Origin of the sequence: Janthinobacterium sp. NKUCC06_STL, assembly GCF_019345455.1 — a bacterium.
GTDB classification, from domain to species: domain Bacteria; phylum Pseudomonadota; class Gammaproteobacteria; order Burkholderiales; family Burkholderiaceae_D; genus Janthinobacterium; species Janthinobacterium rivuli.
On record NZ_JAHKQY010000010.1, the window covers coordinates 30,208 to 49,919 of the forward strand.

Here is a 19,712-nt window from a genome sequence, read left to right on the forward strand (position 1 = left end):
TGACAAGCACCGTACGTGCGATACGACGTTGAAAAACACGTCATCGACCGAAGCCGATATCTATGATGGCGGGTAACGACCGCAACGCTTGCAAAAAGTCATTCTTTGCAAGATCTCATGCAGCCAGCGATTGGCGAACACAAGAGCAATGTGAGAGCGATTCCCACAAAAAGCACCGTCATTTTAGTCCCCTATACTAAAATTTCAAGTCGTGGTCGCCTACTTGCGGATTGACGTCGACAGAGGCCGGTGCTTTTAGTAGGTTCGAGCTGAACGAAGGTATGGCGTTGTGAGGAATCACGAACATCGTTCATTTCGATGACCCGGGCTGGACCCGTCGTGCAACTGGAGATTCTGCACAAGCTAACGCATCGCATCGTTGCCTTCCCAGAAGGACCGCATTCTCGCGTAACCATGCGATGTCTGAGCATTCTGGGTATCTGCGCGCGGTATTTCAACAAATTACCCTGCCGCCAGGACGGTTACTGCCGTCCATGGGCTTCGCATCAACACGACCATGGCGTGGATAGAGCGGCTGCGCCGCCTGGCGCCAGTCGCGCACCTGGCCCAGGAACGGGAGCGCTTCGACACGCAACTGCTGCTGAATTCTGACATCAGCGGCGTTGACTATCAGCAGGTGACGCTGGCCGGCTACGAAGCCAGCGCCGGGCCGGGCCGAGCTGCTCCTGCAGCTGTTCGGCTGCCGCCCGCGCGCTGGCCATCACCACGTCGACGGCGCGCACCAGCTGCTGCCCGGTGCCTAACCGGCGTCACCTTGTTCCTGCTGCTGATCATCGGCCTGGACTCAACGTAAGTATAGGGAAAGCCGGCACTCTGCTGCTTAATGTCTGCCGACGCGGTAGCAAACTTCCTTTCATAACTACCCACCTACCAACCCAGCAGCTTTCCCCTCAATTTCGGCGTGGTTGCACCTACCTAATACGGCATTTTCGACTAATCTGAACAGGTTCTCATAGGAGAAAGACCGCATTTAAATGATGATCCCAATTGCATCTTTGGTGACAGTAATCTCATCTTCTATGACAGTTTACGCCCCGCCCTGAAGGACCGGGTTAAGAGCGCTCCTGGTCAACAGGCCGCGCAAGACATCCGGATGTTCCTAGCGATCGCCCCGACCATGACCCGGCTCGATCAGTTTGGTTTTCCACGCGCTTAACTCACACGATAAAAGGCGGTGTTTGGCTTTCGCACCGGCGACATGGCGCAGGCGACGGTGCAGGTCGGAAAACGACAGGGTCTGCACCAGGTATGCGCAGCCGTGTGCATGACCGTCAGCTTCAACATCCAGCGGACTTTTGGCCAAGCCACAGTGGGGCCTATGTCTCTCCCTTGAAGTAAATGTTTTATGGCATAGGCTTGTGATGATTGCATTGCACTATCAGCGAAATCGCCTACCTGTTATCGGATAGCCAATGATGCGAGTATCAACTTGTGGGGAGACGTTTTGTAGGGGCGAGACAGTGTATGTGCAATGGTGATCGAACTTTACATCTAGATGTAGTATGCGAACTAATTGAATCGATTGCTGAGTATACGTGAGGCATTATATATTTTTATATTTACATAAGGCAAAAGGAGAAATATATGAGCAGCAAAAATTTGAACGTTACTGTGAATAGCATAATAATTTCCAAAATGACAAAAATTATTATGTTCGGAATATTGGAATTGTCTATTTTAGCGCCAATTGGATATATACTCATGAAATTACTCGATTATGTCGCGTTTTTTGATGGGCTACCAAAATTTTATTATCTTGGAGCATGCTTGGCATCCATTTTATTTTTGACAATATCTGCTGTTGCTTTCCTGTTATTTTGGAAATGTTTAAATTCTGAAATAGTAGCGCAAAGCTTGGCAATGTTGGATATAAAAGAAAAACTTGAATTAAAAAACTTCTTGGAAAATCGGGTTGTCGAAATGGTTACTGTTGAAACGCTAATTGAATTTAAGGAATGGCAGCATGAACAGGAAATTGAAAGAGCCACGAAAAAAATTGTTGAGCACCAGAAATCTAGCCTGGAATAGGAAACGATTTCTTCCGCATAGCAAAACCTGATTATGTCCTAAAGCCAGGACCAGTTCCGCTGTGACCCGTCCAACGTGATACGAGGAATTATCATAGGGAAGCGAATCCAGTTACAAAAACGACTTTTGGTGACCCACTTCCTGGCCGTTTACGGCACGGAGAAACAGTGTGAGGTGACGCTGCTGAGAGAGCGCTGGCCGCAGGACATCCAGTATCCTGCATGCGGCAGCGACGCCTTCCAGTACACGTTTAAGCGGCGCAATCTGCGCTACTGACAATGCCTGGCGTGGCAGCATCAGACCAGCCTGTTGGCCGGCCCCATGATGGAGCGTAGCCAGCTGCCGCTGACGAAGTGGTATCTGGAGATTTACCTGATCCTTCAAATTAGCTAAATATGCGCAGCGCTACCTGGTCGACTTGCAGTACCGCTTTAACCGGCGCTCGGTTTTGGCGACGATGGTGCCCCGGCTGGCCGTTACCGTGACACGGACATGTCAGTGTCCAAGGCGAAAAATGAAGGTGAAGGACTGCTTGACCCGGCCAGCCTTGCCACCGGGCTTGAATCGGGCGCGATGACGCCGTTCCCCCTTGGACAGAATGGCGTCGTAGCGGGTACGCAAAGCCGGGCATGTCGGCGTCGCTGAGTGCGATGTTTTTGCGCCGTGCCGCTTCGCACAATTCGTTGGCGCGCAGCAGCAGTTCGCTCATCCTGGCGGGCCAGAGCTCGCCGATGAGTTCTTGGATGTAGAGTAATTCGCGCTGCGAATGGGCGTTGCACAGGGAATGCATGCCGGCCAGTTACCAGTACGGCGCCCCGCAATCATGGATCAGTACGCCAAGCAGTTTCGACAGAATGGCTTGCGCGGCGATCGCCTCCATGCCGCGCTTGGCATGCATGCCATTCCTGGTGTGGCTGTCGTTGGCGGCCACATGCAGCCAGTGCAATTTCCTCTCGACGCGCAGTCCGGTTTGTCGGCGTGCACCGACGGCGCGGCGCGTAGGCTGTCGGCTATGGTGCCAGCGGTTGGCTGCAGGGCCACGCTCGCCTCGTCGACTGAGGTCAGGAGCGTGGCCGGCGAGATGGCGATGCTGAACAGGTCATTGATCAGTTGCGTGGCGCGCGCGAACGACAGTAATTGTTCTTGCGTCATGCGCACTCGCAACGCCCACACATTGGGGCCGTAGTGCACCGCCTGCGTGACAGCCTCCACGAATGCGCTGCGGTGGCGTTGGCCGCATGTGCAGCGCAGCGCCAGGACCGGGTGTTCGACGACGTCGACGGCCATTTTTTTGGTTTATGCCGACTTGTGACTGCTGATAGTAGTGAGATCATTGGAAGCATATTGCTGGCGTGCGTGCCAGCGCAAGACGATTCCAAGCCGCACATCGGCGGGAAGAGGTAGAGCCAGGCCAGCGCTTCGGGCCGCACATAGGAGAAGAGTATGGATATGGAAATTTACGAGTTTGAGATTGCAAAAAATGCAGAAGGTGGGATTCTTGCAACTGCTGGCGTCAAGGGTGCGGATACTTCCTATCGAATCGCTGGCCCCAAAGCTTGGGGTGGTTCATCAACAATCGCAAAGATCAACATCTCTCAGCGGGATTTGGTCGAGTTTATCTTGTGCTATGCGCCATGCGCTTATGCTGAAATTGTTGCGTATAGCGCCGCCGCCCTCTCCGGCGCCACAGTGCAGGCGCAACATTCCGACGATATAGCAGTGGATCGCTGCGCCGCCGCCATGAAAGACAAGCTGGCATCATCCCGCGCAAAAGGCCGTGGTGGCTGGGATGATCCGGCACAGTGCAGCATCGCATCGCTGTCGGCGTTGCTGCGCGTCCATGTAGACAAGGGTGACCCTCTGGACGTGGCAAACATTGCCATGATGATCCAGCAACGCGGCGGCAGTATTTCTGCGCCAGTGCAGCCATTGGCTGTTCCGGATGAATGGCGGAAGGTTGTAGCCGATCTGGTGCGCGTGCTGCATAGCATCGAGCAGGGAAGCGAAGAACATTGGAAGCTTATCGCCGGCGTGTGTGCCAAAGCAAGTGCTCTTGTCGCTGATTCGGTAGCGCAAAACGATTCCATGGTGCGCAGCGGAGGGTTGGGGTAGGGACTGGCCCGCACGTCGGGCCGCACATAGGAGAAGAGAATGAAGATTCAGGAAAATTATATCGAAGCACTGCGCCGCTTTCGTGAGTGCTGCGAAGACCCGGATTCAGGTGGCCACGATGTGCCAAAGGATGAAATTCGCCAGCTTGTGGAAATCGGCTTGCTGCGCTCGATTGGCTTTGGCCGCCACATTACGACTGCATTTGCTGATTGGCTGCTGCCTGATTCGTATGCTGAGCCTCGTCAGCTTCCATCCGCCGCCGCGTCCCAAGTGGTAGCAGATGAGCGCGCAGCCCGGATTGAATCAGCACTTGCGCGCCTGCTGGCGAGCGACCCGACAACAGCCGCATGCAGTGAAGATGATCTATTCGCTGCCGTCAATGATGAAAGCGCACCGCCTTTTGTAAGGGAGCAAGCTGCGGCCATGTTGGTGGCCCGCGCCGCCCTTGCAGCCACCCCGATGCAGGCGCAAGATCCGGTTGCATGCGGCTGCAATGGCGTCGGCGGCTGCGTAACCTCGGTTGAATTACCCGCCGGGAAATTCTGCAAGGCATCCTGCTTTTCAGCTGCCGAGCAAATGGCTTTCCGCGCCCCGGTGCAGCCCGTGGCCGTGCCGGATGGCTGGCCTACCGATGAAATGGTCATACGTGGTGCAGAGCAATTGCAAGACTGCTTGCGCGGGGCTGGCGTTGTGCATGACTTCGATGCCGACTTGAAAGGCACAGAAATCCAGCAGGACATTGCCGAATCAATATTCAGGAGCATGTTGGAACTCGCCGCCCCAGCAGCGCAGGGCGATTCCACTGATGGTGCCTACGAATTCGCCGCGAAAGTCATCGAATTGTTTGACGATGCCACCATGCGGGCGGATCACATGTTGGACGCGGGTGAATGCGCGAGTGTTATCCGGGCATTGAAAAGCACCGAAATCGCCGCTATCGCTGCCAAGGCGGCATCATGAGCGCCCACGAGGGATTAAAAATCGACACGGCCGCCTGGACCACGAGCTGCGCCGCAAAGCCATGACGTTGATGCTGCTGTGGGTGGAACACCGCGCTACTGTTCCCCTAGGCCGACTACTATCGATGAAGAGGGGTAAGAAAGTCGTTTAGAGAAACAAGGGGAGTGCACAATCAGGATCAACATTTAATGATAATTTTCCATACGAGAACGTAGAATGACCGATCATCGCGATGAGAATGCCGTCCCAACCGTGCAAATTACAGAAGAATTTCTATGCTCCGGCGCCAGCCCGCGAAATGGCTTCACTCATGAGCAGCTTGGGCTGCTCGGCGTCGCCTTGCCTCTATCGAAGGGATGGAGACGCAGGATTATCGGCCAGACGATCGACGTCGAGCGTGCGCATAAATTCGTCGAACTAGGGCAAGCGGGGCATGACACCACTACCAAGCTTGTCGAGCCGACGATACCACGTGCGGGAGCGCGCACTTTCTGGCTCTACGTGCTTGAACTAGCCAATGACAATTTCTACGTCGGAATAGCTCGCAATGTCGAGGCGCGATTCAAAAAGCACGAATCCGGGGTAGCCGCGCAATGGACCACGCGGCATAAGCCGTTGCGCGTGCAGCGCTGCACCGACACGGGCTTGACATCCGAAAGTGACGCCGCATGCATAGAAAGTGCATTGACGATTCAGATGATGGAGCAATACGGCCGCGATCGCGTCCGGGGTGGGCAGTATTGCGATCTTGATCAGGCAGCTGTAGATAAGGCGCTGCATTCGCAGAAACAATGGGGGAGGGTAGCACGAGCCGCCCTGAATCGCTGCGCCTATGAGGTGAAGGACAGTTGGCAAGTGGCACTCGACAACATACTCGTGCTGGCCGTGCAGTACTACCAATCGTCGACCTCCGATTCGCGCACTGAATTGTTTTCGGCCTTGTATGGACTGACGCGTTACCGATTCTGGCAGAGCGATTTTGACGCGGGACTGGACGGTGCATTCTGGGACGAGAAAGGCATTTTGCCAGTATTACTCAGCTTCCACGGCAACCGACCGTTAGCGTCCAAATGCCAAGACCCCTTCTGCGTGCTGGCGGGGGCGATGACGCGTGAACGACGCAACGGCCCGCCGTTCCATCACTTATTTTTGTTGGGCTGGACGGCGTTCGTACCGTCGGCCACAGCCTTGCAGGCCGAAAAGGTCGAAACTTGGCTACGAGGGCTGCCAGCAGAACGCGACCGCCGTTATGATGAGTTCACTGCTATTCTGTTTCCTCAGATGCGGTACCTGCTGCGAGCTTGACCATCGCTCCAAATGCAATAACATCAGGCATGCGGAGGGCAGTTTCTGAGGACGCCGGTGTTCGATAGCAATCATAGTGACGTGATCGTTAAATGTCCCGCGCGAGATCGACATTGGATAATAGCCACATAGATCTGAGCAAGTTCGGGGGGCGTAAAAGGAAATTGGCTTCGCGTTTGTCGAAAACAACGTTGTCGTTGCGATTGATCACTTCCGCGAATTTGTCGCATGGAAAACCAACGAATCGCAAGCCTCCTCCGCGCTCGTCAAGCTGACGAACGCATCGCGGTCCGAACTACCTGTTGGAAATCACTCATGGCTCCCGTCCTTTGTCGGCGGCCGGCCGACATACCGGCGTCACCAAGGCGGGAGAAATCTCCTTGATTGAAGCAGCTACCTTCGCAGGGTCAATATTGCGTTTTACCGGATGGCTTAGCCCATTACCCGTCACCTTCTCATACTCCTGGCGCAGTTCATAGTACCGGACCAGGGATGACCGCAGCTCAACTTGTTGCTGGGCGATGATCTTTTGAGCTTTGGCGACTTGGTTGCGGGCTACCTTCAAACTCAACTGTAGTGCTTCGACATCACCAACACGGGCAAGCAGACGAACCAACAACGCTGTTTCTCGGTCGGCATTGTGAGTATGTTTCCACTTGGAATAATCCCGGCGCCAACCAAGCTCTTTTTGAGGCTTTTCAAGGACGTGTCCGCATCTAAGCTGTAATGCGCCTCGCGGCGAAACTTCGATCAACCCCCAGCCTGTTGGCAATTCCGTAATCTGGATCAGGCCAGCTGGCGCAAGATAATATCGAAACATCCCCATGCCGACGACAGCACCGCTCCTGTGCGGCTTTTTTGCGTCGGCGAGAAAGTCGGAGCGTGTGGCTTTTGCTTCAACAACCACACTGTATAGCTCGCCACCGACACTACGGAATCCGATCGCGTCAGTAATCTCTCCGTTGTAGGATCCGGTGCATTCGCTTGCCGCGATATTGCAGCCTGGGCCAACTTGGCTTGCAGGCCGTCGTAGCCATTTGACACCCAAGCTACAGAGATCTGCGTGGTTCATTTTTTGTTTTTTCCACAATCACTGACCGGATAGGTCCGCGGAGCCTTGATGCAGACAACGCCGGGAATGATTTTTAAGTTTCCATCAAGAAACTCTACAAAACAAATTATGATCATCGCGCTTCATTGTCCGGCTGACATCCGGGGCGGGTAACATACTCCAGGGAAATTCTTACCCATTTTTGGTGTAACTGATTGATGCTGGCCTTGACTCAAATCGGAGCACTTGGTTGACGCGCCAGTCCTGATCGATTTCAGCCACCGCACGATCAACGTCGGCGATTAAATCTGGCAATGGATGGTCTGCCAATTCGGCAGCAAGCCGAACGGCCTTCGCTAAACCGTATCCATACTTTTGCACTAGCAAAGCGGCCAGTTCCGGGGTTTCGGCACCTCGTGCCACATCGCGCTTGCGGCTAGCTGCATAGGCGTCAAGATCAGCACGCGCTGTATCACAAAATCGGTTGATATCGAACATAGCAATTTCCTTTTCGCCAGCGGCCGGCCAGCAGACGGGCACCATCTGGTGCGGGTTTTTATGAGGTAATTACGGGTTTGCTTGGGCACTTACTGCCTGTGCTTCAAGCTTCTCCCTCTTGCTGACGTCCACATTCTGCATTTTTCTGCCGCTGCAATCAGCAATAGAGCGATGCCGCCCAGGTAAGCTATAAGAATAGCAAACATCAAAAAAATGATAGTTAAAATGTAAAGTGGAAACGGAGAGTGAGGTATGACTATTTCTAGCCATTCATAAACGGGAACGACTGTTACTCTTGCGGATAGAACCAACACAATCATCTGAGCAAGTACTCCTGCTTCCTGCCACCCCCACCAAGTGCTGGGGCAGGGATCAGAGTCGCGCCAAAAGCAATAGCTGCTGATGGCGAGAAATATGAATGTCCAAATAATTTCCAACATGGTTTTTCCTTTCGCCAGTTGAAGAAGACGGTGGGGATTGGAGTGGATGTTTTCTTTGTTAGAAAATCAATGGCATCAACTTCACGATAGTTATGCGCCATTCCTATGTCAAGGCGATTGAGAGCATTTCGATTTGAGTTAGATCGGTTGCGGCGAAGCTCGCCCTTCTGGGCGGGGTCAAGAGCGCTGACGGCGCAACCGTAGTTTGACTTTTGCGGGCTGTCTGCGTCGACTTGAAGCGTTGCCTGCGGAAAGCATCACCGTTAGCTTACTATCGCCAGCGGCTTCATGGCCGCCAACAAAATAGCCAAATAGCGTCGCATTTTACTTAGCATGTCCTGTGCCCTACTACATAACCGGCTGATATGCGATAGATGGCGGCGGCGCGCTCTCCCCCTCTGTCGGTACCGGCAAACAGGTAGTTGCCGCAGCCAATGGCTACGCCGCGCAGGACCAGTTCGACGGCTGAGTTGTCAATTTTGATGGCGCCGACGCAACAGTAACGCAGCAGCACTGGCCACAGGTTGAGGGAGAACTTAATCGCCGCTGCAGTGACCGATTTTCGTGATAGCTGGTCAAACGCGGTGCCCAACCACCACTCGAGATTGACGAGCAGCGGTCGATAGCATTTCTGCCCAACAGCCTTGCGTTCGTCGGGCGGTTTTGCCACGGATCTCGGCCTCGATGACATGGAGTTCGGCAGTGCGCCGCAGCGCCCCAATCGCCGGTGGCGCGCGCCGTACCGTATGCAGATCGTAAAACTTGCGACGCGGGTGCGCCCAACAGGCCGCTTCTTCGATTGCGCCGCCTTTTTTGAGGGCATTGAAGCCGGCATACGCATCGGCATGCAGCACGCCCTTGAACGGGGAAATATGTGTCTACGGATGGAGCCTGTACATGCAACTGAACTGTGAGCCTCATATGGCCTTTGGCGACGTCGTAACTATCATCTGTCGTATGGCGTGCCCGAATCATATGTTTTCCTTGCCGGCGCCGGCCGGTATGGGGCGCCCAGGAGGCAGGATGTTCCGATATCTAATGAAGGTCTTTAGCTGGATGGCTTGCCATCTCTTCGGCTTTCACAAGAAATGGTGCCTGGACGCGTGCGATCCTTTTGGCAAGTGCCGGTTCGATCTCTGGTCAGCCAGCCTTGGCAGCCGTTCGTGGTTCGTATTTTCTATTTTCGATCGAACGCCCAAAGGCTAAAACCAATGAAATAGGTTGCTCCTACTGTAGCCACCAGAAGAAGGTAAAGGTTGGTTCCTAAAAGCACTCGTGCGTTATCGAAAATCAAGATTGGAATGGATAAGACCAGTGCAACTACCATCACTACGGTGCTGCGAGTTAACGTAATCATAAATTGACCTCCTGATCGGCTACCGGCCGGTGCGGAGCACCAAGTTGGCGCCGGTTTGTCCCCTACTCATACCGCTTGGTGGAGTGGTTATAATTGCCCTACTTGACCTTGGTCGTGTACCGCTTGGTTTTTGGATTACTGAACGGTTCGCCTTTACACGCAGACCACCCACAGCTGCACCGCTCCCAGCAGTCGCAGTCGCCAGCTGGCGCACCACACACGGTACACTTCATGTTGGCCTTACTGAACAATGCGTCGATCACTGCCACGTTCGGTTTTCCTTGTTAGACGAGCCGAGTCTGTAAGTGGTTCCAATGAGTCTTTCCCAGCCAGGCATTTGGTGCACTGCGTCTGCGCTTGATCTTTGCTTGATCCTTCCGACGCATGTATAGGCAAGAGTGCGTCTCACTCTCATAGCTACAACTGAAGATTTCATCAAATGCCGACACCATCTTTTCCTATGATGCGAGGTTGCGTCGGTTCGGCGCTGAGTAGCTACTTGCTCTTCGGCGGATTGTTTCCGCGACCGTCGCCCGAAGGTTTGCCGGGTTTCTTGCTCGGTGCGTTGCGCGGCACCGGGGTCTTGGTTATTGGTCTGGGCGCTTTGTTCTTCGTTACCATGGCTGTCTCCATCGCATGCTGGCTACCGGCCAGCGCTCGGGCGCCACCAGGCGCGAATTTCCTTGGTGGTCAGCGTGAGTTCCACGATTCGTCAAACACGGTGCATGGCGTCATCACTCGCTCGTGCTTCGCACCGCACAAGTGATTCATGAACAAGGGCACTTGCACTGAGCTTATCCAGCACCTGCTGGTAGTCCGGATGCAGTTCCGGCCAGCCTTCGCCGGGCCGCAGCAGGGACGCATTCAAGCGTCCCATAGCGACAGCGAGCCGCACGCCGGGGTGCCTATGTCCTACTGTCGCCAGCCAGCCCCCGCAAGCCAGGTCAGCGCCAGCCTTTGACTGGTGGTAGGCAAACATACTGGCCCCGAGATCTGGTCCCATGCCGCGTTTATCCGGGCATGTGTCGTTGCGGCGCTAGATTGCGCGTCCATGTGAAACACTAAAAGTACACACTGTTTCATTTTCCGTCGAGGCGATACGCCTCGACGGAAATCGCCTCGATCGCTGTTTTCAGTTCGCGGCTGTGGCCGGGTAAATACGACGGCCAAGGCACGAAAGGAGCTGAGGACATGACGCCAAGCGTAAGCGAGACAGGGCAGCGGTAGTCGGCTCCGGTGCTTGTCAGGCGCACGAGGACCATCTGCTCGCACTGGATGTCTTTCGCGCCGAGCGCGTAGGCGTCGGCCTTACCGGCGTTGTTCGGATCGCTGAAGAACGTCATGTGGTCGACGGCCGCACCGGTCATGTATACCCCCAGCAACACGAACGTCAGGCTCAGGCCGGAGCTCCACCCTGATTTGGTTTTATCGCCGCCACTGCGGTACATCAAGTAGAACTTCCATCCGAAGGCGGCCATGCTGAGGAGACCGAAGACAAGCACGGCCGTCGGCACCCAGTTCCGCGCATCCCCAGGCACGCCCCGACTGTTAAGCGGGGAAAGGTAGGCCGCGTCCAGGAAGGCCAGCATAAAGGCGAAGAGGGCGAGCATATGAAGGAAGGGCTGGCGGCCGCTCGTGAGCGATCGGTACAACGCGATCAAGTGGGCCCATCCCAGTAACGTAAAGGCGAATAGAAATGGCATCGTTGATTGATTGATTAATTGATTGACTTATGTGTCGAATCGCAGCCGGCCGTTGCGGCCGCCACGCCCTTGTCATTATTTGGACCGTTTCTCTTTGCGCAGGCGCTGCAATGCCGATTTGAAACCCATCATCGTTAAGTCGAAACCTTGGGCATTCAGGGTCAGTAACACTTTTTCCCTGGTGACGCCGGATTTCAGCGTGGCCTCCACGGCCGGGAGGATTTCACGCAGGCGCGCGGTATTCGACTTACCTTCATTCGTTCTGCTCAATTCGGTTAATGCGTCCACGATGTTTTGCGGTTGAGTATGGTCCATCCATTTCTCCTACTGATAGTTGCTGTCTGATTCGTTGCCGGCGCAGCCAAAGCTATCTCCTCCGGATATCACGATGCGGCCGCCGTCATCGCTTGCGCGGCATCCTGAGTCGCCGGGCGTGAAGTCGGTCTGCTGCACTGGCGCTGCGGCGACGACAAGACCGACCGCAGCTAGACTTAGTCCGCCGGCACCATTTTGGTCCGACTGGATAGGTGCTCGTGAAACCCAGTCGATTCCATGCTGTCCAGTCCGGTCCGGCCGCTTCTGGATGAGGAATGCCCCGCACTTGGCGTCAGCATGACCTTCGTCGCTACCTTTATCTGCCTCGCCACCGGGAGGCCACACAACTCGCGTGCCGATGCCGTCGATGGCCTTCTTCTCCACGTCGTTTTGGATGTGCTTGAAGTTCTTCAGCATCTCATCGTCCAGTATCACACCATTGTGGGTATGCTCCAGCAGATTCAGCAGTTGGTCTTTCGCTACATCGAGGGACTCGATGCGGCTTAGACGAAGACGCTTCACGGCATCGTCCACTGGACTCGTGCCGACCCAGTACATGCGGTAGTGTTCCACGATGTCGAGGGCGTTGAGCACTTCGCGCACTTGGCGGCGAGCCTTGCGCGACATAGCGCGTCGGTTGTGCAAGCGGAACGCCATGTGCGCGACGCCAGCAGCAGCTGCGATGCCACCGGCCCCGAGCGCCAAGCCGCTCCAGTGGTTGCCCACCCACTCAACCAGCTGCGAAAACAGGCCGGGGGCATTGGCCTCGTTTTGGGCAGGGCGATCAATAAATATTCTCACAATTTGCAACCCAAATCCTATTACCATCACCATGAGTAGCTCGACAAATATTTTTTCAATATCCCTGTCGTTGGCCAGGGCGCGATAAACCAAGATGGCCAGGTATAGAAAGCCGACAATGCCGAGAACGGTGCTCATAACGTCCAGCAGCGGCCATAACGCCGAATTGAACCCGTTTAAAGCGGATGCCGCTAGCGGCTCGGCGACCACAGGATCAGCCACTAGCAGGAGTAGTGACAGGCATGCTGGGCTACGCATGTTTGTCTCTGCTAATCTGCCCGGGGGAAGCCGATTCCACCGTCAGCAACCCCAACTCGGCGGCCTTGGCGGCGACGGTGTCGCGCCGTCGAAGATCTGCAAGATGCAGATCAGGATTGACGGCCGCGCGCGCACTCGCCATGTCGCTTAGGGCGGCGGCCGTCGCCTCCTGACGGTCGACCTTGCGATCAAGCGCCTCGAAATCGACGCCTGGGTTCTGGCCGACGTTGCCGATGGTGCGCGCCGCATTGGTTTTGGCCTTGGCAACCTTGCTGCGCGCCTCAAGCAGGGTGGCGGCCGTTTCGCGCTGCTGCTTCTGCATGCGCAGCTCGGCAAGCTGCTGGTTCAGCACGGCGAGCGACGGTGCCAAGTCGTTGGCGTTTTTCTCGTACGCCTGCGCGCGCTCCTCCGCCAACACCTGATTGTTGATCGCGCCTAGCGCCTCCTCGCGGCGTCCTTCGTTGGCTGCCGTCCGGCGACTTCGCCCCACTTGGCGGCGTCCTTCAAGGCTGTTTGATGGTCCTTCCTCATCAGGCGCAATTCGGCATCGACAGCAGCAATGCTGTCCTCCGCCTTGCCGATTTGCTTCTCCAGTTCGCGCACGCCCTGACGAGCCGTCCGTCCGACGTTACTGTTGTTATCGACAGCATCATGCAGCGTGCCGGTCAGTTGTATCCAGATTTTTTTCAGCAGTCCAAACATGTCGATTCCCCTTCAGTAACTATCAGCCTGATTAAGTAAAAATTGGATCCACTACGCATCCACTACGCATCCATACTGATCCACAAAAATGCAAAGTCAATCGATCGTCCTGCAATATCGATGATCTTTGCGATGGATCAAGTCTCACTTTCGTGTGAGAAATTTAAGGATGCGAGGCCGCGATGGGAAGAATGGAGAATCAGAGTGGCGCTGGCGTCGTAGCTGCGGGGCAATCACGCCAACGCAACCGCTGAAAATGCGCACCAGGGCTGGCCTGCGCCTGCAGAGCCGCGACATATCCGACCTGGCTCCGGTGGCGATCGCCGTCGACCAGATCGACGAGTGAAATCTTTTTCTCGCTGTCCAGCACCTTGCCCAACCTTATCAATATCCCATGGTAGTCATGAGGGCACTGGGGGTACTACTGGGAGCTTCATCAGCAGTAGCTAGTAGTTTGATTGCACATCCCGCTTACCAGTTTCAAGGCGCAGCGCAGATTCGTTCAGGCTACCCCATAGCGCCCGCCAGACGCACGCCAAGGTGACGATGTCCCACTGTTTCCATTCAGGCCGCGTCGTGTGCGACCGGTGGAGCTGCTGGGCATTTTCCTTAAACCACAAGCACAGTTTCATCTACGTCCGACATCCATCGGTCAGTTCTTTGGTCATTACGCAATCCGAGGTAAGCGGCATTCGATTGGCTTGGAAGTCATTTTGACAGAGACGCCTTTAGCGGATTCTGATAATTCCGCTGGTTTGGGCATAAAGCCCCGATTGCGTTTTCGCTAGCAAAACTATCACGCTTACATATTTACAAATCACGTTGAAAGCCATGTTTGTCAATATATATTGTAAATACGCGCTGGGCCGCAACGCAGTGTTACCTCAGCGAAGGTGGCAACCGGATTCGGGGTTCATTAATGCGACGGAGGGCCCACTAGGTCCGTCGCCATCCATAACCTACCTGGAGTTCAACATGAATGAAAAAAATTTAAAGCAGCCGCGGTCGTTTCACGATGTTGCACTGAGCTGCGCCATCAATGTAGTTCTATGCGGCGTGCTCGCCGGCCTGGTGATGTCCGCAGCCGTTGCTATCTTCACCGCCCTGTGGTTCGGCGTTCCCATCGCCGCCGAACACCTCTACCGGTTCGTCACTGGCGGCGGCGTCGCGCCGTGGCGCAACGTTCTGCTGACCTTTGCCTTAGCGGCGCTGTATTCTTGGTGCGTCTGCGTGACGAGCAAATTTCCCGACGAGGCCACCATCGTCGTGACTATGTGGAGCGTGTATGTGATTGCCATGGTGGTGCACGGCGTTTGCGTGTACGGCTTTCTGACCACTTTGCAGTATGCCTACGAGTCCGTCTATACCAAGAACGTGATGCCACTCGTGATGGAGCCCTACGAATATGTGGCACTGATTTGCTGCGCCATCCTGTCGGTTCTAGTGTTGATAGTCGCAATGTTGAATGCCGTATTTGAGATGGAAGCGACTGATCAACGTTTGGCCTGAGCCACAACTGCTAAAGATGTCACCTGATCAGGCAGTCAGCGCGATGAAATATGCATTCAGTCAAACAGGGGCGAACATGACGTCAATTCAAAGCAGCTTCGATTTCATCGTGCCGGGACCGGCGACGGTCCCACCGGAGGTGGCAGTGCTGATCGAACGCGGCGCCCTGTTCGTTGTAAATCACAGCGGCGGCAAGGATAGCCAGGCGATGTATCTGCAGCTACGCGAGATCGTGCCGGCCGACCAACTGGTGCTCGTGCATGCCGACCTAGTCCGGGCCGAGTGGGCCGGCGCTGTGGCGCACATCCAGGCGACTACCAGCGGGCGGCGTTGCACATTTGCCGCGCGCGGCGCGACTTGCTTGAAATGGTTGCGGAGCGCGGCATGTTCCCATCGCCCGAGCAACGCCAGTGCACCAGTGACCTCAAGCGCGGGCCGATAACGAAGGTGATCCGGCACCTGACCTACGCCCGCAAGGCGGCAGGCCATCCGGCTTGGCACCTTGTGGTCAACTGCGTGGGCCTGCGCGCCGAGGAGTCGGCAAAGCGCAAGAAGATGGTCCCGTTCAAGTTTGACAGGGGGAACATCAAGGCGGGGCGCGAGTGGCACGAATGGCTCGCGGTCCATGCCATGGACGAGGCGACGGTGTACGCGACGATTGCAGCGGCCGGGCAGCAGCCGCACATCGTCTACCTCATGGGGATGAAGCGCTATTCGTGCGTGTTCTGCATCTACGCGGACGATGCCAGCTTGAAGCGCGCCGCCGAGCTGGTGCACGATTATCCTGAGCTGGTCAACGATCCGGACGTGTACCACAACTATGTGGGCCTAGAGCGCTCGACCGGACAGGTCATGATGATGTCGAATAAGACATACGGCCGCCGCGACCTGGATCAAATTACGGGGATCTCACCAGGAACATGAGCGAGAACGTCGCGATTCTCGACGCCGGCCAGGTGGAGGAGCTGCGCCCCTTGCTCGAAGGGCGTCAGGTGGTGGTGTCGTTCGTGCCAGCGTGGACTCGACGGCGATGCTAGGTGTTGATGCTATAAGCTGAACCGAAAGCTGGGCGTGCGAGCCGCGCTCGCCGTAGCGCTACATAATATAATGGAAGGCAGAGTGTATCGCCAAATTCAAGACGCATGAGCACTGGAACTGGACTGCGGCGCTGGAGCCGCCCGGTGTAGTGCCCAGCCGTTCACGCTTAGCCTCAAGAGCGTCTACAAGAAATGAGGGATTATCCCATTGTGCAATTTAACTTACGCCAGAAAACATATGCGCAGAGACCAACCAAGCAAACGAATTTTGAACCAGAATGCCCACGGACAAGCGGAAATGGCGCGACTGAATCGAGAATGGGCAGCGCAGAACCGCCTGAGTATCTTGCCCAAGTGCGACCCTATCGTGCGATCAATTTTGGACGACGGGGTCGGCAACTTTCTCGGGCACGGGGCGTTTTCACTCGTCTATGCCATCGATAACGAACGCGTACTGAAACTTACACGCGACTTGACGACCTTGAAAATCATGCAGAAGTTGAGTACTCGGTCCCATTATTTTCCGCGCGTTGATTTGTTGCTCGAACAGCAGGCCAGCGATGCTGAAGATACTGTTTATCACGCGGCGGTTGTTGAGCGCCTTCAGGAAGGCTGCCCCGAATGGGTCGTTTCGGTCGTTGATGGATATCGGGGCTCATTTCGCGCCGATAGTCCAGGTCTTGTACACGCACGTCTGCTGGACGTCAGTTATAGAATTGCATCAGGTGATATTGTTGTCCCTCCAGAAGACGTCGATCAGTTTTCAGCCGCGATGCGCATCCTCGCCGAAGAGTGCTTCGCTTGGCGCTGCCTTGCCGATCTAAGGACCGAATTAAATTTCATGATGCGAGTCAATGGTCAGGTCGTCGTCGCAGATCCGGCTCACCCTTACGGCCAAATGTGAGGTTAACCGGCCCTTACTTCAACAGAGACCGAATTCGTGCAAATTCGGGATCGTGATCAGCCCTACACCTCCGTAACCGGAACACTGTCGCGATCGTATCGACGTTAAGCGCGATGAAAAAGGATGGCGCTATCGCATTGCGCAGGCCTTGACTGTCAGTCATCTCCGCGTTGAGTGGTGCAGTCTTCGGTTATGCCCCATGCGTACCAATTGCAGACGGTGCTGGGCAGACGCTTTCTGTGCTCTTGGAGTTGAACTTGGCATCGGCCTCCAGATCGTCGCGGCCCTGCCGCTGATGCCTTTGATGGTCATCTCGCTGCACCGGACGCGCGCATGGCTGCGGCGGGGGAATCATCCTGGCGTATACCCCGCGCTCGCCTAACACGCTGCCGCAGTGGCCAGCATACCTGCACCAGGGTTGGCAGCCATGCGGCAACCTGGCCGACGCCTTCACGCGGCGGCACTGCACCCCTGCGCGACAGCGCTTGCGCCGCCCTGGGCGCTAACTTCGGACCGCCAGGTACTCTTTTCTTGCCGCTCGCGCTGTACCAGAGCGCGGCCGTATGTCGCATCGCCGTGAGCAATGTCTAAGGACCGACCGGATGCTGCGTCGACGCGACCGGCCTGCGCATCGCCCGGGCGGCTGCCTGACGCGCCCATCGTGCCGCTGGGGCGCGCGTTGGCCAATTGTCAGGTGCTGGTGTTCGACGAGCGGTCCACCCGGTGGCGGCAGGCGTGAGCGGCACCGGCCTGGGGGGCCGCTATGGTAACGACCCGCGGCAGAACGTGCAGTGCTTCGTCATGCTGCCTTCCGGTGGGCGCGCCTACCGCAGCGGCGACCAGGGAAGCTGCCAGGCCGATACCACTTTAGAAATACTTGGGCAGTGCCAACGACCAGGTAAAAATCCTCGGTCTCCAGATTGAACTCGGCGTAATCGTAAGCCGGTTGCGCTCGCCCGGCCGTGGCCGCGGGAAGCTTACTGGCTCCGGTGCCGTTGGCAATTACCATGAACTGGGGGCCTACCCGGTGACGGGCCCGGCTCTCACCCGCTCCTAGCGGATCGACTTCTTCGGCCGGGGCCTGCCCGCCTACATGGCGCAGGCGGATTTCGTTTCCCTACCGGCAGTGCCGCTGAATTCTTCCGGCAAGGTAGGGAGGCCCGCCCTACCCACTCCGGTATCGGCGCCCGCGCTGGCTTCAGGCATAAGGCACCAGGCGGCTTCCGGCGCGGCCTAGGAAACCTTGTGCACGGTATGGGAAGGCACGCTGCGCATCGCCCACCCCGGAATTCACGAGTGCTGCCGGAGCGGCGTCGCCATCGTCGCGCGCCTTATCACCGACTGTGTTTCATTAAGCATATTGCTCAATTTCTTAGAACTTTTGCTGAACGCCGCCGCGGACCTTCCTCCGCGCTCGTGTTCCTATCCCGACTGGGTGGCTGGCCAGTTGCGCTACGCGGCAGAGATCCGGCTCCGGAACGAGCCTGCTAGCACCAGGTCCGGGCTGGGCCGGCTGCGCTACGTCATCTTCGGCGACGACCGGCTGGCACCGGCCGCGCTGCTGGACTGGGCCGCGCGCAACCGTTCGACCAGGTCAACTTGTGCGGCATCTCGGAAACCACCGTGCGCGTGACCTTTTACCGGCTCGAAGTGGTCGACTTTGCCGGCAGCGCCAGCCCGATCGGGCGGCCGTTGCTCGGCACTAGCGTAAATGTGCTGAAACGTCACCTACCTGCAACGGCTGTAGGCGCCAGACGAACTGGCGGCCCGTCGTTTCGTGTTCCGGGTATTCTGCTATTGACACCCTCCCTATCTTTAAGGGCGGGGAAGGTGCCAAATGAAGTCGTTCAGGTTCAATCGCACCACGTTCCGCCGCATAAGTGACAGCCGGTTTTTGAGGCCGCTGCGGCTAGATTGGTCACTCCTTCGGTTACATCAGCACCGCATGAGTAGCAGAATCCGCTACTTGGAAAGAAGCAGAAGGAGCTGGCTTTACCAATAATCTCCGATGCCCGTTTCTCTGCATTGGCTCGTTGTGCCGTAGTGGGACGATTCTCGGCGAATAAAGCGTGCACAAGCGCTCCCAGTCGACAGAACGCTGTCATTTGCTCACTCTCTTGCACCTGCTCGCCAAAGTAGAGCGAACCACGGCAAGGGTGGAGATCCCCAGCTTCCAGGCAAAGCTGGCCGACTTGGGGCTGGTCGTCGTCGATGCGCAGTAACAGGGGAGCGCCACCGACAGGGTGCTCATCGGGAGCCCAGCTGTTGTAGCTTTGTGGGGTGTCGTACTCGACGCACGCGATAATCTGGTCCAATGAACTTTCATTCAGTACAATTTCGCCGCTGGCGCCGCGTACCCTTCGGCTCTCGATGGTCATTAAATTATTGGCGTAGGTGATTGAAAAAAACTGCATGGGATCAAGGCTGGCGTCGACGCTGCAGTAAGCGCGGCGATAATGCCATCCCAACGTCTCACCGCTGCCATACCTATGCTGTTGCTCGATGAACAGCTCCGTCAGCGGCGTATGCAACGGCACGCCCTCGCGCGCGGCTGCTTGAGCGACATGGCGGGCACGCTCGACCAACTCATAAAAACATGGGCGACCGACTACGCGGTAAAGGCTGACCTCGCAGGCTAGGTCAAGTATCTGATGGCGTGCGCTGCGCTCAGGAGTCAAATTATTCGGCATCTTCCTGCGCCTTGGATGAGA

At 56.2% G+C, this 19,712-nt stretch carries 24 protein-coding genes; 11 read left to right on the forward strand and 13 right to left on the reverse strand.

Translation table 11 applies throughout. From position 1 onward, the window contains the following. Nucleotides 1-505 precede the first annotated feature (505 nt). The 3 genes from KO539_RS24200 (at nucleotide 506) to KO539_RS24210 (ending at nucleotide 2,325) form a co-directional block, all read left to right on the forward strand. A complete protein-coding gene (locus KO539_RS24200; protein WP_374106490.1) occupies nucleotides 506-814 on the forward strand; it encodes an RRXRR domain-containing protein in 309 nt (102 codons plus the stop codon). A 791-nt stretch (nucleotides 815-1,605) separates the two neighbouring features. Further along, complete coding sequence (locus KO539_RS24205) at nucleotides 1,606-2,049, forward strand: hypothetical protein (RefSeq protein ID WP_219312274.1); 444 nt, start codon at nucleotides 1,606-1,608, stop codon at nucleotides 2,047-2,049. A gap of 129 nt (nucleotides 2,050-2,178) precedes the next feature. Next, a complete protein-coding gene (locus KO539_RS24210) occupies nucleotides 2,179-2,325 on the forward strand; it encodes a transposase (protein WP_219312276.1) in 147 nt (48 codons plus the stop codon). A gap of 523 nt (nucleotides 2,326-2,848) precedes the next feature. Here KO539_RS24210 and KO539_RS30340 read toward each other — a convergent pair. After that, entirely contained in the window at nucleotides 2,849-2,995 is a 147-nt protein-coding gene (locus tag KO539_RS30340; protein ID WP_257626435.1) for an IS66 family transposase, read from the reverse strand. Nucleotides 2,996-3,492: 497 nt separating this feature from the next. Here KO539_RS30340 and KO539_RS24220 point away from each other — a divergent pair, with 497 nt between their 5' ends. From KO539_RS24220 to KO539_RS24230, 3 genes are all read left to right on the forward strand, one after another. Continuing rightward, nucleotides 3,493-4,161 (forward strand): hypothetical protein, encoded by a 669-nt coding sequence (locus tag KO539_RS24220; protein ID WP_219312280.1) that lies wholly within the window; start codon nucleotides 3,493-3,495, stop codon nucleotides 4,159-4,161. 39 nt (nucleotides 4,162-4,200) lie between these two features. Then, entirely contained in the window at nucleotides 4,201-5,121 is a 921-nt protein-coding gene (locus tag KO539_RS24225) for a hypothetical protein (RefSeq protein WP_219312282.1), read from the forward strand. 216 nt (nucleotides 5,122-5,337) lie between these two features. Next, nucleotides 5,338-6,426, forward strand: a complete 1,089-nt coding sequence (locus KO539_RS24230; protein ID WP_219312284.1) for a GIY-YIG nuclease family protein — start codon at nucleotides 5,338-5,340, stop codon at nucleotides 6,424-6,426. 313 nt (nucleotides 6,427-6,739) lie between these two features. On the opposite strand, the gene KO539_RS24235 is transcribed toward KO539_RS24230, so the two are convergent. The 11 genes from KO539_RS24235 to KO539_RS24275 all read right to left on the reverse strand — a co-directional run bounded on the left by KO539_RS24235 (nucleotide 6,740) and on the right by KO539_RS24275 (nucleotide 13,551). Then, nucleotides 6,740-7,498 carry an adenylosuccinate synthase gene (locus KO539_RS24235; protein WP_219312286.1) on the reverse strand — a complete coding sequence of 253 codons (759 nt, stop codon included), beginning with the start codon at nucleotides 7,496-7,498 and terminating at the stop codon, nucleotides 6,740-6,742. Nucleotides 7,499-7,669: 171 nt separating this feature from the next. After that, a complete protein-coding gene (locus KO539_RS24240; RefSeq protein ID WP_219312287.1) occupies nucleotides 7,670-7,975 on the reverse strand; it encodes a hypothetical protein in 306 nt (101 codons plus the stop codon). Nucleotides 7,976-8,064: 89 nt separating this feature from the next. Next, nucleotides 8,065-8,415, reverse strand: coding sequence for a hypothetical protein (locus tag KO539_RS24245; RefSeq protein WP_219312289.1), 351 nt, complete (start codon nucleotides 8,413-8,415; stop codon nucleotides 8,065-8,067). A gap of 328 nt (nucleotides 8,416-8,743) precedes the next feature. Continuing rightward, nucleotides 8,744-9,085: a transposase gene (locus KO539_RS24250; protein WP_219312291.1), complete on the reverse strand. Its 342-nt coding sequence runs from the start codon at nucleotides 9,083-9,085 to the stop codon at nucleotides 8,744-8,746. After that, the gene (locus tag KO539_RS30345; protein ID WP_374106483.1) at nucleotides 8,991-9,269 is read right to left on the reverse strand and encodes a transposase; all 279 of its coding nucleotides are present in this window, start codon (nucleotides 9,267-9,269) and stop codon (nucleotides 8,991-8,993) included. The genes KO539_RS24250 and KO539_RS30345 overlap by 95 nt, the downstream gene beginning before the upstream one ends. A gap of 1,215 nt (nucleotides 9,270-10,484) precedes the next feature. Next, entirely contained in the window at nucleotides 10,485-10,775 is a 291-nt protein-coding gene (locus KO539_RS30750) for a DUF6283 family protein (RefSeq protein ID WP_374106484.1), read from the reverse strand. Nucleotides 10,776-10,851: 76 nt separating this feature from the next. Continuing rightward, nucleotides 10,852-11,433 carry a hypothetical protein gene (locus KO539_RS24255; protein ID WP_219312293.1) on the reverse strand — a complete coding sequence of 194 codons (582 nt, stop codon included), beginning with the start codon at nucleotides 11,431-11,433 and terminating at the stop codon, nucleotides 10,852-10,854. A 117-nt stretch (nucleotides 11,434-11,550) separates the two neighbouring features. After that, nucleotides 11,551-11,790 carry a hypothetical protein gene (locus tag KO539_RS24260; RefSeq protein ID WP_219312295.1) on the reverse strand — a complete coding sequence of 80 codons (240 nt, stop codon included), beginning with the start codon at nucleotides 11,788-11,790 and terminating at the stop codon, nucleotides 11,551-11,553. A gap of 9 nt (nucleotides 11,791-11,799) precedes the next feature. Beyond that, complete coding sequence (locus tag KO539_RS24265) at nucleotides 11,800-12,729, reverse strand: hypothetical protein (RefSeq protein ID WP_219312297.1); 930 nt, start codon at nucleotides 12,727-12,729, stop codon at nucleotides 11,800-11,802. 112 nt (nucleotides 12,730-12,841) lie between these two features. Beyond that, nucleotides 12,842-13,339: a PspA/IM30 family protein gene (locus KO539_RS24270; protein ID WP_219312299.1), complete on the reverse strand. Its 498-nt coding sequence runs from the start codon at nucleotides 13,337-13,339 to the stop codon at nucleotides 12,842-12,844. Then, entirely contained in the window at nucleotides 13,285-13,551 is a 267-nt protein-coding gene (locus KO539_RS24275; RefSeq protein WP_219312301.1) for a PspA/IM30 family protein, read from the reverse strand. Before KO539_RS24275 ends, KO539_RS24270 begins: the two co-directional genes overlap by 55 nt. A 975-nt stretch (nucleotides 13,552-14,526) precedes the next feature. Between KO539_RS24275 and KO539_RS24280 the strand changes: the two genes are divergently transcribed. The 5 genes from KO539_RS24280 (at nucleotide 14,527) to KO539_RS24300 (ending at nucleotide 18,634) form a co-directional block, all read left to right on the forward strand. Then, nucleotides 14,527-15,060 carry a hypothetical protein gene (locus KO539_RS24280; protein WP_219312303.1) on the forward strand — a complete coding sequence of 178 codons (534 nt, stop codon included), beginning with the start codon at nucleotides 14,527-14,529 and terminating at the stop codon, nucleotides 15,058-15,060. Between the two features lie 76 nt (nucleotides 15,061-15,136). Then, a complete protein-coding gene (locus KO539_RS24285) occupies nucleotides 15,137-15,502 on the forward strand; it encodes a hypothetical protein (protein WP_219312305.1) in 366 nt (121 codons plus the stop codon). Then, a complete protein-coding gene (locus KO539_RS24290; protein ID WP_219312307.1) occupies nucleotides 15,445-15,984 on the forward strand; it encodes a hypothetical protein in 540 nt (179 codons plus the stop codon). Before KO539_RS24285 ends, KO539_RS24290 begins: the two co-directional genes overlap by 58 nt. Before the next feature lie 381 nt (nucleotides 15,985-16,365). Next, nucleotides 16,366-17,001 (forward strand): hypothetical protein, encoded by a 636-nt coding sequence (locus tag KO539_RS24295; protein WP_219312309.1) that lies wholly within the window; start codon nucleotides 16,366-16,368, stop codon nucleotides 16,999-17,001. Nucleotides 17,002-18,244: 1,243 nt separating this feature from the next. Continuing rightward, nucleotides 18,245-18,634 (forward strand): hypothetical protein, encoded by a 390-nt coding sequence (locus KO539_RS24300; protein ID WP_219312311.1) that lies wholly within the window; start codon nucleotides 18,245-18,247, stop codon nucleotides 18,632-18,634. A gap of 220 nt (nucleotides 18,635-18,854) precedes the next feature. On the opposite strand, the gene KO539_RS24305 is transcribed toward KO539_RS24300, so the two are convergent. Further along, complete coding sequence (locus KO539_RS24305; RefSeq protein WP_219312313.1) at nucleotides 18,855-19,691, reverse strand: hypothetical protein; 837 nt, start codon at nucleotides 19,689-19,691, stop codon at nucleotides 18,855-18,857. Nucleotides 19,692-19,712 lie beyond the last annotated feature (21 nt).

What these genes read in the sequence shown, in the direction of transcription:
- KO539_RS24235 (WP_219312286.1), bottom strand. Translation starts at nt 7,498, where the DNA reads ATGAACCACGCAGATCTCTGTAGCTTGGGTGTCAAATGGCTACGACGG.
- KO539_RS24240 (WP_219312287.1), bottom strand. Translation starts at nt 7,975, where the DNA reads ATGTTCGATATCAACCGATTTTGTGATACAGCGCGTGCTGATCTTGAC.
- KO539_RS24260 (WP_219312295.1), bottom strand. Translation starts at nt 11,790, where the DNA reads ATGGACCATACTCAACCGCAAAACATCGTGGACGCATTAACCGAATTG.
- KO539_RS24265 (WP_219312297.1), bottom strand. Translation starts at nt 12,729, where the DNA reads ATGAGCACCGTTCTCGGCATTGTCGGCTTTCTATACCTGGCCATCTTG.
- KO539_RS24285 (WP_219312305.1), top strand. Translation starts at nt 15,137, where the DNA reads ATGACGTCAATTCAAAGCAGCTTCGATTTCATCGTGCCGGGACCGGCG.
- KO539_RS24305 (WP_219312313.1), bottom strand. Translation starts at nt 19,691, where the DNA reads ATGCCGAATAATTTGACTCCTGAGCGCAGCGCACGCCATCAGATACTT.
- KO539_RS24275 (WP_219312301.1), bottom strand. Translation starts at nt 13,551, where the DNA reads ATGTTTGGACTGCTGAAAAAAATCTGGATACAACTGACCGGCACGCTG.
- KO539_RS24225 (WP_219312282.1), top strand. Translation starts at nt 4,201, where the DNA reads ATGAAGATTCAGGAAAATTATATCGAAGCACTGCGCCGCTTTCGTGAG.
- KO539_RS30750 (WP_374106484.1), bottom strand. Translation starts at nt 10,775, where the DNA reads ATGGGACCAGATCTCGGGGCCAGTATGTTTGCCTACCACCAGTCAAAG.
- KO539_RS24230 (WP_219312284.1), top strand. Translation starts at nt 5,338, where the DNA reads ATGACCGATCATCGCGATGAGAATGCCGTCCCAACCGTGCAAATTACA.
- KO539_RS24245 (WP_219312289.1), bottom strand. Translation starts at nt 8,415, where the DNA reads ATGTTGGAAATTATTTGGACATTCATATTTCTCGCCATCAGCAGCTAT.
- KO539_RS24220 (WP_219312280.1), top strand. Translation starts at nt 3,493, where the DNA reads ATGGATATGGAAATTTACGAGTTTGAGATTGCAAAAAATGCAGAAGGT.
- KO539_RS24280 (WP_219312303.1), top strand. Translation starts at nt 14,527, where the DNA reads ATGAATGAAAAAAATTTAAAGCAGCCGCGGTCGTTTCACGATGTTGCA.
- KO539_RS24290 (WP_219312307.1), top strand. Translation starts at nt 15,445, where the DNA reads ATGTTCCCATCGCCCGAGCAACGCCAGTGCACCAGTGACCTCAAGCGC.
- KO539_RS24205 (WP_219312274.1), top strand. Translation starts at nt 1,606, where the DNA reads ATGAGCAGCAAAAATTTGAACGTTACTGTGAATAGCATAATAATTTCC.